The sequence below is a fragment of the Streptomyces sp. NPDC040622 genome (assembly GCF_055593965.1).
The window spans coordinates 667415-682760 of record NZ_JBVIXD010000002.1 but is presented as its reverse complement, the minus strand read 5'-3'; the positions used below and the strand labels follow the sequence as shown (position 1 = coordinate 682760).

General features: G+C 70.4%; 14 protein-coding genes. 5 read left to right on the top strand and 9 right to left on the bottom strand.

The features are described 5' to 3' along the window. The first annotated feature begins 157 nt into the window (after positions 1 to 157). The 5 genes from ACZ592_RS07520 to ACZ592_RS07500 all read left to right on the top strand — a co-directional run bounded on the left by ACZ592_RS07520 (position 158) and on the right by ACZ592_RS07500 (position 6213). Positions 158 to 1183, top strand: coding sequence for an ABC transporter permease (locus tag ACZ592_RS07520; RefSeq protein WP_471580550.1), 1026 nt, complete (start codon positions 158 to 160; stop codon positions 1181 to 1183). Positions 1184 to 1266: 83 nt separating this feature from the next. After that, positions 1267 to 3045 carry an ABC transporter substrate-binding protein gene (locus ACZ592_RS07515; RefSeq protein ID WP_471580549.1) on the top strand — a complete coding sequence of 593 codons (1779 nt, stop codon included), beginning with the start codon at positions 1267 to 1269 and terminating at the stop codon, positions 3043 to 3045. An 82-nt stretch (positions 3046 to 3127) separates the two neighbouring features. After that, on the top strand, positions 3128 to 4108 hold the full coding sequence (locus ACZ592_RS07510; protein ID WP_471580548.1) for an ABC transporter permease: 981 nt from the start codon (positions 3128 to 3130) through the stop codon (positions 4106 to 4108). 12 nt (positions 4109 to 4120) lie between these two features. Further along, on the top strand, positions 4121 to 5146 hold the full coding sequence (locus tag ACZ592_RS07505; protein WP_471580547.1) for an ABC transporter ATP-binding protein: 1026 nt from the start codon (positions 4121 to 4123) through the stop codon (positions 5144 to 5146). A 26-nt stretch (positions 5147 to 5172) separates the two neighbouring features. After that, positions 5173 to 6213, top strand: a complete 1041-nt coding sequence (locus ACZ592_RS07500) for an ABC transporter ATP-binding protein (RefSeq protein WP_471580546.1) — start codon at positions 5173 to 5175, stop codon at positions 6211 to 6213. A 136-nt stretch (positions 6214 to 6349) separates the two neighbouring features. Here the strand turns inward: ACZ592_RS07500 and ACZ592_RS07495 are convergent, their stop codons facing one another. The 9 genes from ACZ592_RS07495 to ACZ592_RS07455 all read right to left on the bottom strand — a co-directional run bounded on the left by ACZ592_RS07495 (position 6350) and on the right by ACZ592_RS07455 (position 15307). Then, positions 6350 to 7573: an MFS transporter gene (locus ACZ592_RS07495; RefSeq protein WP_471580545.1), complete on the bottom strand. Its 1224-nt coding sequence runs from the start codon at positions 7571 to 7573 to the stop codon at positions 6350 to 6352. After that, the gene (locus tag ACZ592_RS07490; RefSeq protein ID WP_471580544.1) at positions 7570 to 8805 is read right to left on the bottom strand and encodes an ATP-grasp domain-containing protein; all 1236 of its coding nucleotides are present in this window, start codon (positions 8803 to 8805) and stop codon (positions 7570 to 7572) included. Before ACZ592_RS07490 ends, ACZ592_RS07495 begins: the two co-directional genes overlap by 4 nt. A gap of 42 nt (positions 8806 to 8847) precedes the next feature. After that, positions 8848 to 9420 carry an NADPH-dependent FMN reductase gene (locus tag ACZ592_RS07485; RefSeq protein ID WP_471580543.1) on the bottom strand — a complete coding sequence of 191 codons (573 nt, stop codon included), beginning with the start codon at positions 9418 to 9420 and terminating at the stop codon, positions 8848 to 8850. A gap of 67 nt (positions 9421 to 9487) precedes the next feature. Further along, complete coding sequence (locus tag ACZ592_RS07480) at positions 9488 to 9931, bottom strand: PPOX class F420-dependent oxidoreductase (RefSeq protein ID WP_471580542.1); 444 nt, start codon at positions 9929 to 9931, stop codon at positions 9488 to 9490. A 55-nt stretch (positions 9932 to 9986) separates the two neighbouring features. Continuing rightward, the gene (locus ACZ592_RS07475; protein WP_471580541.1) at positions 9987 to 10676 is read right to left on the bottom strand and encodes a methyltransferase; all 690 of its coding nucleotides are present in this window, start codon (positions 10674 to 10676) and stop codon (positions 9987 to 9989) included. 2 nt (positions 10677 to 10678) lie between these two features. Further along, complete coding sequence (locus ACZ592_RS07470) at positions 10679 to 11458, bottom strand: cyclase family protein (protein ID WP_471580540.1); 780 nt, start codon at positions 11456 to 11458, stop codon at positions 10679 to 10681. Beyond that, the gene (gene ilvE / locus ACZ592_RS07465) at positions 11455 to 12399 is read right to left on the bottom strand and encodes a branched-chain-amino-acid transaminase (protein ID WP_471580539.1); all 945 of its coding nucleotides are present in this window, start codon (positions 12397 to 12399) and stop codon (positions 11455 to 11457) included. The genes ACZ592_RS07470 and ilvE overlap by 4 nt, the downstream gene beginning before the upstream one ends. Next, positions 12396 to 14066: an FAD-dependent monooxygenase gene (locus ACZ592_RS07460; RefSeq protein WP_471580538.1), complete on the bottom strand. Its 1671-nt coding sequence runs from the start codon at positions 14064 to 14066 to the stop codon at positions 12396 to 12398. The genes ilvE and ACZ592_RS07460 overlap by 4 nt, the downstream gene beginning before the upstream one ends. After that, positions 14063 to 15307 (bottom strand): tryptophan 2,3-dioxygenase, encoded by a 1245-nt coding sequence (locus tag ACZ592_RS07455; RefSeq protein WP_471580537.1) that lies wholly within the window; start codon positions 15305 to 15307, stop codon positions 14063 to 14065. Before ACZ592_RS07455 ends, ACZ592_RS07460 begins: the two co-directional genes overlap by 4 nt. Between the last annotated feature and the right edge of the window lie 39 nt (positions 15308 to 15346).

Here is a 15346-nt window from a genome sequence, read left to right as displayed (position 1 = left end):
ATGATTTGGCAAAGACATGATCAAGGATCTCAAGACAGCCTCAAAGCGCATGACGATTCATTGACCGCGTGGGAAACGCCTTGCGAAAGTCACGCCTAGCCCGTAGGTGCTGGTTGTCCTGCGGATTCCGTGATGACCCCTCCGGGCCTGGAGCGCCATGACCTCGCCAACTCCCGCCGCTGCCGCCACGCTTGAAGTGACGGACAAAACAGACGGCACGCCTTCTTCGCCCAAGGACCAGGGCGGCAAGGGCCGTTCGCCGGGGCGGCTTGCCTGGATCCGGTTCAAGCGGGACAAGACGGGCGTGATCTCCGGCTGCATCGTCGTCCTCTTCTTCGTCGTCGCGCTGTGCGCACCGCTCATCGCGCAGCTGTACGGCAAGGACCCGTACACGACGTACGGGCAGGAGGATTCGAGCCTGCTCAACGAGTTCGGCTACCCGGTAAAGCCCAACGGCGGCATGGACGGCGAATACTGGTTCGGTGTCGAACCGAGCCTGGGACGCGACGTCTTCACCTTCCTGATCTACGGCATGCGCAACTCGCTGCTGATCGCGGCGGCGACGACGCTCCTGGTCACGTTCTTCGGCATCGTCATCGGCATCACGGCCGGCTACATCGGCGGCAAGACGGACTACTTCATCGGGCGGGTCATCGACATCCTGCTCGCGTTCCCCTCGACGCTCTTCTTCATCGCGTTCTGGCCGGTCATGCTCTCGATCCTGGTCGCCCCCGACGAGAACACACCGATCTGGCTCATCGTCGTCAGCCTCATCACGGTGATGACGGCCTTCGGCTGGGCATCCATCGCCCGCCTGCTGCGCGGTGAGGTACTGGCCCTGCGTGAACGCGAGTTCGTCGAGGCCGCCAAGGTCACCGGCGCCTCTCCCGCCCGGATCATCTTCAAGGAACTGCTCCCGAACCTGTGGACGCCGATCCTCATCCAGTCGACCCTCGCGCTCCCCGCGTTCGTCACCGCCGAGGCCGGTCTCGCCTTCCTCGGCGTCGGTCTCTCCGACCCCACGCCGGACTGGGGCGTGATGATCCAGCGCGGTTCGGAGATCTACCAGGAAGACATCACCTTCATGCTCTTCCCCGGCCTCTCCATGGTGATCTTCGTCGTCGCCTTCAACCTTCTCGGCGACTCCGTGCGCGACGCGCTGGACCCCAAGACCAAGCGCTGACACTTCCCCTTCATTCCGGCACGGGCGACGGGGCCCACCGCCGGATCCATCCGCTGTCTCCAACGAACCCAGGGCAGGAAGCCATGTCCCTCTCTCGCAGAAACTTCATCGTCGCCACGTCTGTCGCGGCCGGCGGCTCCATGGTCCTGTCCGCGTGCAGCAGCGGCGGGGGAGGCGGCGAGGGCAAGGGCCCCGCCGGCGCCAAGGACTACACCAACGCCTCCGTCACGGTCGGCACCGCCGAGGACTCCCAGGGTCCGGCCGCCGAGGTCAAGGGCGCCCGCAAGGGCGGCACGATCTACGGCGTCTCCCCCGACGACCTCTCGCACCTCGACCCGCAGCGCATCTACTACGCGCTGAACTCCACCGGCGCCATGCTCTACGCGCGCTGCCTCACCGGCTACCAGACCGCCGAGAACGGCACCCAGAAGCTCGTCGGCGACCTCGCCACGGACACCGGCACGATGTCGGACGGCGGCAAGACCTGGACCTTCACGCTGAAGGACGGTCTGAAGTGGGAGGACGGCAGTGAGCTGACCGTCGAGGACGTGCGCCACGGCTTCGAGCGCTCCTGGGCCAAGTTCATCACCGAGGGCGCCACGTACGCGCAGATCGCACTGACCGGCAAGGACGACTGGCGCAAGGAGTACGAGGGCCCGTACGGCGGCAAGCACCTCGACGCCATCAAGACCGACAAGGCCAAGAAGACCATCACGTTCCACCTGGCCCAGCCCCGCTCCGACTTCAACTTCACGCTGGCGATGCACTCCTACGCGGCCACCCCGGTGAAGATGGACACCAAGGAGAAGTACGACAAGAAGCCGGTCTCCTGCGGCCCGTACCGGCTCAAGAACCGTTCGATCGACAAGTCGATGACCTGGGTGCGCAACAAGCACTGGGACGCGAAGACCGACTCGATCCGCAACGCCTACCCCGACACCCACGAGTTCGAGTTCGGCACCGAGGGCCTGGACCTCGCGGACCGCCTCATCGCGGACCAGGGCAAGGACCAGTACACGATCACCATCTACAACAACGTGCCCGCCGAGCGCATGCAGAAGGTGCTCACCGACCCGGACCTGAAGAAGCGCAGCTTCAACGGCCTGCTCACCGGCATCTACTACTACGCCATCAACTGCAAGCGCATCACGGATCTCGACGTGCGCAAGGCGCTCAACCACGCCTGGCCGCTGGAGCAGATCCGCAAGATCTACGGCGGTCAGAACTCCGGCGACTACGCGACCACGCTCCTCAGCCCCGACATCCAGGGCCGCGAGAAGTACGACCTCTTCGGCAAGCTGAAGAAGCCCCAGGGCGACCCCGAGGCCTCGAAGAAGCTGCTCAAGAAGGCCGGCAAGCTCGGCATGAAGATCGTCTACGCCTTCCCGAAGAGCCCGACCTACGACAAGACCAAGGTCGTCATCGAGGCCGCGCTGAAGAAGGCGGGCTTCGACCCGGTCATCAAGGCCATCGACTCCACCACGTACTACGACCAGGCCCAGCAGGTCGACAACAACTTCGACGTGATGTGGTTCGGCTGGTCCCCGGACTGGCCGACCGGCTACACGCTGCTCCAGCCGCTCTTCGACGGCACCACCGTCGGCAACGGCTCGAACAACGTCTCGCAGCTGAACGTCGACTGGGTCACCGCGGCCATCAAGAAGAACGTGAAGCTCGCCGACCCCAAGGCGGCCAACAAGGCCTGGGCGGAGCTGGACCGGCAGATCATGGAGAAGGAGGCGCCGATCATCCCCGAGATGTACCAGCGCCGCTTCTACCTGCACGGCTCCAAGGTCGGCGGCGCGCAGTTCGACCCGCAGTTCTCCGCGACCCTGATCACCAAGGTGTACGCCAAGGCCTGACGCCCGGCCTCAGTGGCGGGGCGGCCGCACCCGGTCGTCCCGCCTCCGCTCCCCCGTCGGCATCCGTCAGGAAACTTCCGCCATGTTCCGCTTCCTCATCCGTCGTATCTTCGGCGGCGCGGTGATTCTGCTGATCATCAGCGCCATCGTCTTCGTTCTCTTCTACGCCGCCCCGCGTGACCCCGCACGTCTCGCCTGCGGCAAGGTCTGCACGCCCGAGACCCTGGAACTGGTGCGGAACAACCTGGGGATCTCCGACCCTCTCCCGGTGCAGTACTGGCACTGGTTCGAAGGACTCTTCGTGGGACGCGACTACGCGACCTACGGAAACTGCCCGGCGCCCTGCCTCGGTTTCTCCTTCCGCAACAGCGAGCCGGTGCTCGGCACCATCCTGGACCGCTTCCCGACCACCGTGTCGCTCTCGCTGGGCAGCGCGGCCGTCTTCGTCGTCTTCGGCGTCGGCACAGGAATGCTCGCCGCGGTCAAGCAGGGCAAGGCGCTCGACAAGATCGCGTCGTCCGCCTCACTGATCGGCTCCTCGCTGCAGATCTACATCGTCGGCGTGTTCGCCATCTACCTCTTCACCGACCAGCTCGGCTGGCTGGAACGCCCGTCGTACACACCGTTCACGGACGATCCCGGGGCCTGGTTCGCCGGCCTGCTGCTGCCGTGGATCGTGCTGTCGGTCATCTTCACCGCGAACTACACCCGTATGACGCGCTCCCAGCTGGTCGAGACGCTCAGCGAGGACTACGTCCGCACCGCCAAGGCCAAGGGGCTCTCGGCCCGCACGGTCTTCTTCCGCTTCGCCTGGCGCGGCGCCATGGGCCCGATCGTGACGATCTTCGGCCTCGACCTCGGCGTGCTCTTCGGCGGCGCGATCATCACCGAGAAGACGTTCAACCTGCACGGCATCGGCGAGCTCTCGGTCAAGGCGGTGAGCACCAGCGACCTGCCCATGCTCCTCGGTGTGGTCCTGGTGGCCGCCGCGGCGATCATCCTCTTCAACATCATCGTCGACGCGGTGTACGCCCTCATCGACCCGCGCGTGCGCCTCGCCTAGGAGCCGGACCCCATGAGTACCCCCTTCCTCTCCGTACGCGACCTGCGCGTCCACTTCTCCACCGAGGACGGCATGGTCAAGGCCGTGGACGGCCTCGACTTCGAGCTGGAGAAGGGCCAGACCCTCGGCATCGTGGGCGAGTCCGGATCCGGCAAGTCGGTCACGAACCTCGCCATCCTCGGTCTGCACCACAAGGACAGCACCGCCATCGACGGCGAGATCCTGCTCGACGGGCAGGAGCTCCTCACCGCCACCGAGCGGGAGCTGGAGCGGCTGCGCGGCAACAAGATGGCGATGATCTTCCAGGACGCCCTCGCCTCCCTGTCGCCGTACCACACCATCGGCCGGCAGATCGGCGAGACGTTCCGCAAGCACACCGGCGCCTCCAAGAAGGAGGCCCGTGACCGGTCGATCGAGATGCTGACGAAGGTCGGCATCCCCCAGCCCGACCTGCGGGTGGACGACTATCCGCACCAGTTCTCCGGCGGTATGCGCCAGCGCGCCATGATCGCGATGTCGCTGGTCTGCAACCCGTCGCTGCTGATCGCGGACGAGCCGACCACGGCGCTCGACGTGACGGTCCAGGCCCAGATCATGGACCTCCTCAAGGACCTCCAGCAGGAGTTCGGCACGGCGATCATCTTCATCACGCACGACCTGGGCGTGATCGCCGACATCGCCGACGACGTCCTGGTGATGTACGGCGGACGGTGTGTGGAGCGGGGCACCAAGAAGGAGGTGCTGCGCGCGCCGCAGCACCCCTACACCTGGGGCCTGCTGGGCTCGATGCCCTCGCTGGAGGGGCCGGTGGACGTGCCGCTCTCGCCCATTCCGGGCACGCCTCCCAGCCTGTTGAACCCGCCCTCCGGGTGCCGCTTCCACCCTCGGTGCGCGTTCACCGAGCAGGTCGGGGGCGGGCGCTGCTCGGGCGAGCAGCCGCCCCTCGAACTGACCGGCGGCCGGGGCGCGGCCTGCCACCTCACGGCCGAGCAGCGCACGGAGTTCTTCGCGGACTTCGCGGGCACGCGCACCGACTGACGTACAAGAGACGGGACTTCACGACGATGAGCAGCACCACTCCCACTCCTCTCCTGGATGTCAGCGGGCTGACCAAACACTTCCCGGTCATGGGCGGGTTCCCGTTCAAGCGGAAGGTCGGCGCGGTGCAGGCCGTGGACGGCCTGGACTTCACGGTCGCCGAGGGCGAGAGTCTGGGCCTGGTCGGCGAGTCCGGCTGCGGCAAGTCGACGACGGGGCGCCTGGTCACCCGGCTCCTGGAGCCGACGGGCGGGCAGATCTCCTACCGCGGCCAGGACATCACGCACGCCTCGCGCAAGCAGCTGGCGCCGGTCCGCTCCGAGATCCAGATGATCTTCCAGGACCCGTACGCGTCGCTGAATCCGCGCCAGACGGTCGGAAAGATCATCGCTGGCCCGATGGAGGTCAACGACATCAACCCGGCGGGCGGGCGGGAAGCGCGCGTGCGCGAGCTCCTGGAGACGGTGGGCCTCAACCCCGAGCACTTCAACCGCTTCCCGCACGAGTTCTCCGGCGGTCAGCGCCAGCGCATCGGGGTGGCCCGCGCGCTGGCCCTCGAACCCAAGCTGATCGTGGCGGACGAGCCGGTCTCCGCGCTGGACGTCTCGATCCAGGCGCAGGTGGTGAACCTGCTCCAGAAGCTCCAGAAGGACCTGGGCATCGCGTTCCTCTTCATCGCCCACGACCTGGCCGTCGTACGCCACTTCTCGCAGCGGGTCGCGGTGATGTACCTGGGCAGGATCGTGGAGATCGCCGATCGCGAGAGCCTGTACGGGAACCCGCGCCACCCCTACACCAGGGCGCTCCTCTCGGCGGTCCCCGAGGCCACCGCGGACGACGTGCCACGCCGCGAGCGCATCCTGCTGACGGGCGACGTGCCGTCCCCCGTCAACCCGCCCTCCGGCTGCCGCTTCCGCACCCGCTGCTGGAAGGCGACGGACAAGTGCGCCACGGACACGCCTCCGCTGGTCCAGATCGACGGCAACCGCGAAGGCCACCTGACGGCCTGCCACTACCCGGAGGACGCGGCGGCACTGGCAGTCCCCTCGGCGCGCACGTCGCTCTGAGCGCACCTTCGACGGCCTCCCCGACCAGGCCCCGGCCACCCCTCCGTGCCGGGGCCTGACGCCCGGAACCGGTCCGCCCTCCCCCTTGACCCGAGCGGGGCGCGGCCGGTTCCGGTGCGTAGGGGCGGGGGTTCCGTCAGGCCGGTACGGCCACCGCCCGTCTGCGGGCCAGCAGCCCCACGGCGACCGTGATGAACGTGCAGCACAGGGCGAGCCCGAACCAGACGGCCGACGCGCTGCCGGTGACGGCCAGCGCCACTCCGATCGAGGGGCCCGCGAAGTTGCCGACGCCCATCATCGAGTTGGCCAGCGCATTGGCCCGGGTCAGCTCCCGGTCGGGGACCAGGGAGATCAGCCAGGGGTGGAACGAGCAGGAGTAGGCGCACTCGCCGAGCGCGAAGAGGATGGCGTAGAGCAGCAGTCCCGTCAGACGGAATCCGTAGGGCAGGAAGGCCAGCACGCCCGCCGCCGCGTAGCCGGCCGTCCACAGGACGACGGCGATCCGCAGTCCGTCGATCTCCGGGCGCCCCTCCAGGAGTCGGGTCACCCAGCGCTGGGTGGAGACGATCACCACCACGTTGACGGAGAGCAGGATGGAGACCACGAACAGGCCCATGTCCATCAGGCGCTCGGAGACCAGCGGCGCGGTGGCCTCGAACTGGCTGAACCCGAAGAGGAACACGGCGAGCTGGATGGCCGCGGCCGGCATCGCCAGCTTCACCAGACCGGCCATGGGCAGCAGCGGCCCGTCCTCGCCGGCCTCCTTGTCCTTCTCCTCGTCGGCGGCCCTGGCGTGCCGCCCGGCGACCAGCATGGCGAGGGTGAGCGGCAGGATGCCCACCGCGTTGGCGACGAAGAAGTACGGGATGACGCCGCGCGGCAGGACCAGCGTCAGCGCGCCCGCGACCAGCGATCCCGCGGCCAGGGTGGCGTTGAGGACCGCGTAGCGGCGGGCGAAGACCTTGCGGCGCTCGTCGGCGGTCACCAGGGCGTTGACCAGCGGCACGATCGCCGCGAGGAAACCGCCCTGGCCGGTGCCGATGGCCACGCCCGCGAGCAGCGCGAGCGCGTGCGAGCCGACGAACGGCATGGTCATGTAGCCGCAGAACCACAGCACGGTGCCGAGCACCCCGAGCGTGACCCGGGGCAGCTTCAGGACACCGCCGGTGAGCAGCAGCGCGACGACGAGGTTGGCGACGCCGGCCGCCCCGTAGAAGAGGGCGACACCGCCGGTGCCGACGCCCGGCTCGTCGGCCAGGTAGATCGCGGTGTACGGGAAGACGAGGCCCAGGCAGAACGAGGACAGGCCGTGGGTGACGATCAGCCGGTCGACGGGGCGGAACCGGCTGAGCCCGCTCATCGGCCGGGCTCCCCTGCCGAGGGGACGACCTCACTGGTGACCTCGGCGAGCGCCCGCTCCAGGATCCGCGCGCAGCCCGCCTCGTCGTCGGCCCGCACGATGAGCACGGCGAGCCGGGGTATCGCCTGGCGCGGCGGGAGCAGCAGGGTGTCGCCCGGGGCGACGAGCGTGGCGGCATGCACCACGCCGGGCAGTTCGGCGGCCCGGCCGACGGAGACGGCCGCGACCCGCCCGTCGTGCGGCGGGTACACGAACCGCACCTCGGTGGTCTGCGAGCGGGTCGGCGTGAGGTCGGGGCGCTCGCGCCGGGCGACGGCGGCGGCGGCCCGCACCAGGTCGACGCCGGTGGCGAGCTGTCCCGCGTACGGGATGAGGTCGCCGCCGAGCCGCCCGTTGAGCTCGACCAGGCGAGGGCCTGAGCGGGTGAGGCGGACCTCGGCGTGGGTGACGCCGGCCTCCACGCCGAGGGTCACGTGGGCGGCGGTGACCAGTTCGCGGACCTCATCGGCCCACGGCTCGCTGCCGTCCCAGCCCTTGACGAGGTGGCCGGTCTCCTCGAAGTGCGGGGCGTAGCCGAGGCGTTTGGCGGCCACCTGGACGCAGGTCACCTCGCCGTCCAGGACGGCGCTGTCGACGCTGATCTCCGGCCCGTCGAGGAACTCCTCGACGAGGATGCCGTGCCCGGTCGGCAGGGTGGAGTAGCCGGCGCCGCCCGCCAGGTCGTAGGCGGCGGCGACCGCGCCGGCGCCCTCGACCCGTACGACGCCGACGCTCCCGGCGAGCGCGCGGGGCTTGACGACGACGGGGAAGCCGATGCGTTCGGCGATCTCCTGGGCCTCGGCAGCCGTGTGGGCCAGGCCGTGGCGGACGGCGGGCAGGCCCGTCTCCGCCAGGAGGCGCCGGGTGAGGTGCTTGTCCCTGCAGTGCCGGGCGGAGCGGGCGCTCATGTGGTGCAGGCCGAGCGCCTCGGCCGCCTCGGCGGTGGCCTCCAGGACCGTCTCGTCCCAGGTGAGCACCGCCGAGTCGACGAGGGCCAGTTCCTTGAGGGCGCCCGCGACGGCGGCCGGATCGGCCAGGTCGGCGGTCCGCCAGTCCTGGAGGTAGTCCTGCTGCCAGGTGGGCTCCGCCGGGAGCAGGGCCGAGAGGCGGTACCGCTCCGCCAGCGTCCGGAAGGCGTAGTCGCGGTAGGGCTGTCCACCACTTCCGACCAGGATGATGTGGTCTTGCTGCACGGCGTTCGCCTCCAGGTTGCGGGCGTTGTGAGGTCGGTCGGGTCAGGCGGAGGGCTCGCGCAGCGGGCGCAGCGCGTCGGCGAACCGGGCGATCTCGTCCAGCATCCCGCCGGCCGCCTCGGCCATCGGCTCGGTGCCCTGGAAGGTGCCGTCGTCGGCGATGTGGGTGCCGACGAAGTGGATCGCCACGGACTCGGTGACGGGCACCATCTTCAGCGTGGTGACGACCTGCTTGGTCATCTGCGCGGCCCGCAGGCCCGCGGAGGTGTTGCCGTAGCTGACGATGCCGACCGGCTTGTACTGCCACTCGAAGTAGAGGTAGTCGAGGGCGTTCTTGAGGGCCGCGTTGATGCCGTAGTTGTACTCGGGGGCGACGAAGACGAAGGCGTCCGCGGCGTCGACGGAGGCGCTCCAGTCCTTGGTGTGCTGCTGGGTGTAGGTGCGCTCCGACGGGTGGTGCGGCTCGTCGAGCAGCGGCAGGCCGACCTCGGCGAGGTCGACGACGTGGACGTCGAAGCCGCCGTGCTTCTCCGCGATCCTGGTGAACCAGTCGGCGACGGCGGGGCCGGTGCGGCCGGGGCGGGTGGAGGCGATGACGACGTGCAGGCGGGGCATGGCGGGCTCCTCGGTCAGGGGGGGGCGGGCGGGGCGGTGGGCGCCCCGCCGCGTGCGGGCGTACGGGTCAGGCGCCGGGCACCCAGCCGTAGCTGTGGTCGATGCTGAAGCGGACCACCAGGCGCCGGTCGTCGACCATGGCCGCGCGGTACTCGTCCCAGTCGGGGTGCTCGCCCTGGACGGCGCGGAAGACGTCGATGAGCTCCTCGACCGCCTCGTCGTCGGGGGCGGCGGCCACCGCGGAGAGGGTGGCGGTGCCCTCGTACACCGCGTAGGCGCCGCCCTGGGGGGTGGTGACGTGGAGGCTGACGCGCGGGTCGCGGCGCAGGTTGCGGACCTTGGCGCGGTCGTCGGTGGTGGAGAAGCGGATGACGCCCGTCGCGGGGTCGTAGGTGAAGTCGACGTTGGACAGCTGGGGGCGGCCGTCCTTCTTCAGCGTGACCACCACGCCGCGGCTGTGGTCGTCCAGGAGCGAGAGGGTGCGGCTGCGGGCGTCGTCGTTGTGAGGCACGTGCGGTCCTTCGGTCGGTACGTGGTGGTGACTGACTCGTCGATTGTGGGGGGCGTCACGCCCGGGTGAGCTCCCACATCTGAAACTCGATCACCACGGTGTCCAGATCCCGCCCTTGACTGCGGATCAGGTCGAGTCGCTGTCCCGACTCGGCGGCGAGGCGCTGCAGGAGCTCCACGTTGCCGATGCTGCTGAAGCCGAGCAGCACCCGGCCGCCGGGAGTGAGCCGGTCCGGCGCCTCGCGCAGAAAGCGTCGGTGGGCGTCGTACCCCGGGTCGAAGAACGCGTGGTGCAGGTCGGTCTCGTTGACGAAACCGGCGGGCGGCTCGGCGAAGTTCGAGTTCCAGTAGATCAAGTCGAAGCGCTCGTCGGGGCCGAGCGCCGAGAACAGGTCACTGTGCAGCACCCGGACCCGGTCCTCGACGCCGTGCCGCACCACGTTGCGGCGGGTGTTCTCCACCGCGGCCTCGCTGAGGTCCAGGGCGGTGACCGACGCGCAGCCCTCCTGGGCCGCGACCACGGCGGTGACGCCGGTGCCCGAGCCGATCTCCAGGAAGGAGCCCTTGTCGGGGAAGGGCAGCCAGCTGGTGAACAGGCCCGTCACCGGGGTGTACGTGGGGCTGAACACGCCGTCGAGTAGGTCCCATTGGCGGTCGAGCAGGGTGAACTCCGCGGGGCGCGCGGTGTCCTCGGTGTGCCGGTGCAGCAGATCGCTGCCGCGCTCGAAGCCGATCTCGTCGACCATCGTCAGGCTCCTTCGGAGGTGTGCTCGATGAGGGCGAGGACCCGGCTGGGACTGCCGGAACCGCCGACGATGGGCAGCGGCCCGGCGATGAGCACCGCGCCGGTGGGCGGCAGCAGCGCCAGGTTCCGCAGCTGCGTCAGGCCGTACTTGCCCGCGCCGTGGAAGTACCAGTGGCAGGGGAACGCCTGGTCGGGGAAGTCGCCCGCGAGCCCGGCGTCGGTGCCCACCGTCTCCACGCCGATGCCGGCCAGCGGAGTCTCCTCGGCGAGCCAGCGGGCGCACTCCGGTGCGACGCCCGGTGTGTGCCGGCCGTTGTGGAAGGCGGCGGGGTCGCCCTGCCGCTCGGCCCAGCCGGTGCGGTAGAGCAGCCAGCCGTCCTCGGGCAGGGCACCGTGCCGCTCCTGCCACGCCTCCACGTGCTCCCGGCGCATCAGGAAGTCGGGGTCGTCGGCGGCCTCTCGCGTGAGGTCGATGACGGCGGCGGGCCCCACCAGGCGCTCGGCGGGCACCTGGGAGACGTCGTGCCCGTCCTTGCCGGAGAGCCAGTGCACAGGGGCGTCGAAGTGGGTGCCGGTGTGCTCGGAGAGCCGGATGTTGTTCCAGTAGACGGTCGGTCCCGCCGCGTCGTAGTGGCTGATCACCTCGCGGCCGAAGGCCCACGGCTGGCCCCGCTCGGGCGGCAGGTCGATGATCGGGGTGTCCTCGCTGAGCGGCGAGGTCAGGTCGACGACCCGGACGCCGCCCGACCGTACCGCCGCCACCAGATCCGTCAGCACGCTCATGCCGCACCGCCTGTCCTCGCCGGGACCGGGATGCACCACTCGGGGTGCTTGCCGAGCCCGCGGACCGCGTCGTCGTAGTGGCCCTGCAGGAGCCGGGTCAGCGGCCCCGGGGTGCCGTCCCCGACCTCCAGACGGTCGACGCTGGTGACCGGCAGCAGCTCGGACATGGTGCCGCAGAGGAAGATCTCGTCGGCCACGTAGAGCTCGGTGCGGTCGACCTCGCGGTGCGTCATCCGCAGGCCGAGGTGCTCGTCGGCGAGGCGGGCCACCGTGTCGACGGTGATGCCCTCCAGGACGCCGCTGGTGCCGGGCGGGGTGATCAGCTCGCCGTCGCGGACGATCACCACGCAGGATCCGGGCGCCTCGGCGACCGTGCCGCGCTGGTTGAGCAGCAGCGTCGTGTCGTAGCCGTTGCGCAGCGCCTCGTGCTGGGCGAGGCGGCTGTTGTGGTAGTTCGCGCCGGTCTTGATGCGCGGCGGCATCGTGTCGTCGCTGATGCGGCGCCAGGAGGAGACCGCGGCGGCCACCCCGCTGCTGTGGGCGGCGGAGCGCGGGACCGCGGTGGAGGTGATGTGGACGCCGGTCTCGGCGGTCCGTGCCATCGGGTCGAAGGTCGACCCGAGGCCGAAGTAGGCGACCACGCAGACGTGGGCGTCGGCGTCGAAGTCGTTGGCGAGGACGAGGTCCATGCAGGCGCGGGTCAGGTCCGCGTCGGAGTACTCGATCTCCATGTGCAGGCTCTTCATCGAGCGGCGCAGCCGGTCCAGGTGGTCCTGGACCCGGAAGACCTGGCGCGCGCCGTCCGGGTCACGGTAGACGCGCAGCCCCTCGAAGACGTTGGCTCCCCAGAACGCCCCCTGGCTGCGGGCGTGCAGGACGCACTGGTCCCAGGGCACCACACTGCCGTTGAGCCATGCGAAGGGGGGCGGTTGCGCGGTCATGCCTGGGTTCCTTTCAGCAGCGGAGCGGCGGCGATGCCGTCGTCCTCGGTACGGGCGCCCGCGGCGGCCGGGCCTGCCGCGGGGGCTCCCGCGGCGGTGGCGAGCGCGGCGGCGAAGGCGCCGCCGCGGGTGGAGCGGGCGGCGAGGTGGCCGTCGGGCCGGACCAGCCACCACACGGGGGTGCCGTCGAAGTACCCCTCGGGCAGGCCGTCGGGCCCGGTGTGCACGGCCCGCACGTCGTCGGGCAGCGCGTCGGCGGCGGCGCCGGCCGGCAGCACGGCCACGAGGTCGGCGTCGACGGCCCACGGACGGGAGCGCGTCTCGGCGGCGAGCCGGGCGGCGCTCTCCGCGTCGGACGCGACGATCAGCCCGGTGAAGGTGTGCCCGAACAGGCGGCGCAGCCGGTCGGGGGCGCCGTCGCCGGTCAGGGCCGCGTCCGGGGCGAAGTGCCCGAGCAGCGGGTGTCCGGACGCCCCGGGGATGAGGGGCGAGTCGCGGTAGACGTACGGCTCGGCCATGCGGCCGCTGTTGACCCGCCGCTCGGCCGAGGGCAGGACCTTCGACAGGCGCAGCAGGGCGGCGCGGGCCCAGCGGCGCAGGGGGTGCGGGGGCACCATGAAGCGGATGGTGGCCTCGGTGACCCGCAGGTTCTCGCGGGCCGCGGCGTAGCGCTCCGTGTGGTAGCTCTCCAGCAGCTCCTCGCCGCCGAGGCCCCGCTCGATCTGGGCGAGCTTCCAGGCGAGGTTGTCGGCGTCCTGGATGCCGCTGTTCATGCCGCGCGAGCCGTAGGGCGGCAGGGCGTGCGCCGCGTCGCCCGCGAACAGCACCCGGCCGACCCGCAGCCGGGCGACGACCCGTTGGTGGAAGCGGTAGGTGCTGACCCAGTCGATCTCGTAGGGGATGTCGCCGATGACGGCACGCACCCGCGCGTCGAACCGGCCGTCGGCGCGCTCGGCTTCGATGTCCGCGTCCGGCGGCAGCTGCCAGTCGATGCGCCAGATGTCGTGCGGCTGCGGGTGCATCACCAGCTGGCGGCCGGGGTTGAACGACGGGTTGTAGTGGAAGTGCCGCTCCTTGGCGAGCGGCAGCTTCGCCTTGATGTCGGTGATGAGGAACCGGTCCTTGTGGGTGTAGCCGGTCCACTCCACGCCGAGGAGTTCGCGCAGGGTGCTGCGCACGCCGTCGCAGGCCACCAAGTGGCGTACGCGCAGGACCTGTTCGGTGTCGCCGGTCTTCGCGGTGAGGGTGACTCCCTCGCCGTCCTGGGCGACGTCCTCGACCTGGTGGTCCCAGCGCAGGTCGATGAGGGGTTCGGCCTCGGCGCGCTCGGCGAGGACCTGCTCGATGTAGAACTGCGAGACGTTGACGAACGGGCCGTAGCCGAGCGGCTTGGGGTGGGTGACCTCGCGGATCTGCTCGTCGGCGACGTAGGTGCGGGCGGTCCGCCAGGTCACGCCCTCGGCGTCGACCGGGTCGGCGCAGCCCGCCTTGTCGAGGATCTCCAGGACGTCACCCTGGATGAGGCAGGCCTTGGAACCCTGCTTGACCAGGGAGGGTTTGGCGTCCAGCACGACGCTGGCCACGCCGAGCCCGGCGAGCCGCAGGGCGGCCACCAGGCCGACCGGTCCCGCGCCGACTATCCCCACAGGTGCGACCACTGCTGTCATCGTGCCCTCACGGTCTGATCGCCCACGGGGGCGACATGGCGGAATACGGGTATGTCGCGCACCGCCGCGAGGTACGGGGTGCCCTCGGTGTAGCCGGTGCCGGTGGCTTCGCCGAGCATGCGTACAGCGAGCCGGTAGTGCGTGCCGCGCCAGCGGTGCAGGGCCTGGGCGAAGCCGGTCATGGCCGTCTGGACGGCCTCGGTGTCGCCCGGTGAGAGGTCGCCGGAGTCGCAGGCCTCGCGGTAGGCGTCGTCCAGGTTCGGATGGCCGTCGGCGAGCCGGGCGTGGATGTCCGGCACGGAGTGGAAGGCGGGCGACTCGGCCCGCTCCGTGTCGGGGGTGCGGCAGAGCGCCTCGACGAGTTTGTAGCCGCGGGACTGGATGGCGCTGGCGCCCTCGGTGAACTCGCGGAAGGTGCGGAACGAGCCGATCTGCATGGTGGCGAGCATGGAGAAGAGCGGCGCGGACTCCCGCAGCGCCTCCTCGGCGCCGCCGATGAAGTGCACGGCCTCGTCGGCCCGCCGCCCGCCCAGCGCCTCGATGGCGGCGCGCAGGTGCATGGCGAGCAGGACGAACGTCGTCTCGAAGGTCTGGAGCACGCGCAGGAACATGTACTCGTCGTGGGAGACGTACACGGGCAGCAGGCTGAGGTCGATGGCGCGCCGCTCGGCGAGCGACATGTCGGAGCGCACCACGCGCCGGACCTGCCGGGCCCGGTCGACGTGACCGGTGGCGGTGACGCCCTGGTCGAGCGCCATCCGGCCGAGGGCCGGCAGGACCGCCCGCAGCGCGTGCTTGCACCGCTTGAGGACGAGGTCCTCACCGGGCCGCAGTTCCGGCAGCCGTACGCTCACACCGTCCAGCGCGGCCAGCTCGAAGTCGATGGCGTCGGCGACGAGTTGCACGATGAGCCGGTCGCACCGGGAGCGGGCGAAGGGCGCGGTGGCCACCGGGTCGTCCGCGTTCGGCAGTTCGAGCACCGGCAGGGCCAGGTAGGTCGGGTAGTCGTAGCGGCCGTCGGGCTTGTCCAGCGCGGTGTCGAGGAACGTCGCGAGGGCGCGCACTTCGGGCCACGGACCGCGCATGGTCGGCAGCGTGTCGCGTACCCGCGTGAGCTCTTGGAGGAGTTCGGCGGGGACGAAGTGCTTGCCGACGCGCTGGTACTCGCGCACGACGGCGTCGTAGGGGAAACTCCCGGGATCCGGTTCGCGGGCCCAGGAGGCCAGTTCGGCTGTGAACATGATTCCTGCCACTCGTTGTGGGAGCGTGCTCGGCGGTGG

What these genes read in the sequence shown, in the direction of transcription:
- ACZ592_RS07520 (WP_471580550.1), top strand. Translation starts at nt 158, where the DNA reads ATGACCTCGCCAACTCCCGCCGCTGCCGCCACGCTTGAAGTGACGGAC.
- ACZ592_RS07515 (WP_471580549.1), top strand. Translation starts at nt 1,267, where the DNA reads ATGTCCCTCTCTCGCAGAAACTTCATCGTCGCCACGTCTGTCGCGGCC.
- ACZ592_RS07510 (WP_471580548.1), top strand. Translation starts at nt 3,128, where the DNA reads ATGTTCCGCTTCCTCATCCGTCGTATCTTCGGCGGCGCGGTGATTCTG.
- ACZ592_RS07505 (WP_471580547.1), top strand. Translation starts at nt 4,121, where the DNA reads ATGAGTACCCCCTTCCTCTCCGTACGCGACCTGCGCGTCCACTTCTCC.
- ACZ592_RS07500 (WP_471580546.1), top strand. Translation starts at nt 5,173, where the DNA reads ATGAGCAGCACCACTCCCACTCCTCTCCTGGATGTCAGCGGGCTGACC.
- ACZ592_RS07495 (WP_471580545.1), bottom strand. Translation starts at nt 7,573, where the DNA reads ATGAGCGGGCTCAGCCGGTTCCGCCCCGTCGACCGGCTGATCGTCACC.
- ACZ592_RS07485 (WP_471580543.1), bottom strand. Translation starts at nt 9,420, where the DNA reads ATGCCCCGCCTGCACGTCGTCATCGCCTCCACCCGCCCCGGCCGCACC.
- ACZ592_RS07475 (WP_471580541.1), bottom strand. Translation starts at nt 10,676, where the DNA reads ATGGTCGACGAGATCGGCTTCGAGCGCGGCAGCGATCTGCTGCACCGG.
- ACZ592_RS07470 (WP_471580540.1), bottom strand. Translation starts at nt 11,458, where the DNA reads ATGAGCGTGCTGACGGATCTGGTGGCGGCGGTACGGTCGGGCGGCGTC.
- ilvE (WP_471580539.1), bottom strand. Translation starts at nt 12,399, where the DNA reads ATGACCGCGCAACCGCCCCCCTTCGCATGGCTCAACGGCAGTGTGGTG.
- ACZ592_RS07460 (WP_471580538.1), bottom strand. Translation starts at nt 14,066, where the DNA reads ATGACAGCAGTGGTCGCACCTGTGGGGATAGTCGGCGCGGGACCGGTC.
- ACZ592_RS07455 (WP_471580537.1), bottom strand. Translation starts at nt 15,307, where the DNA reads ATGTTCACAGCCGAACTGGCCTCCTGGGCCCGCGAACCGGATCCCGGG.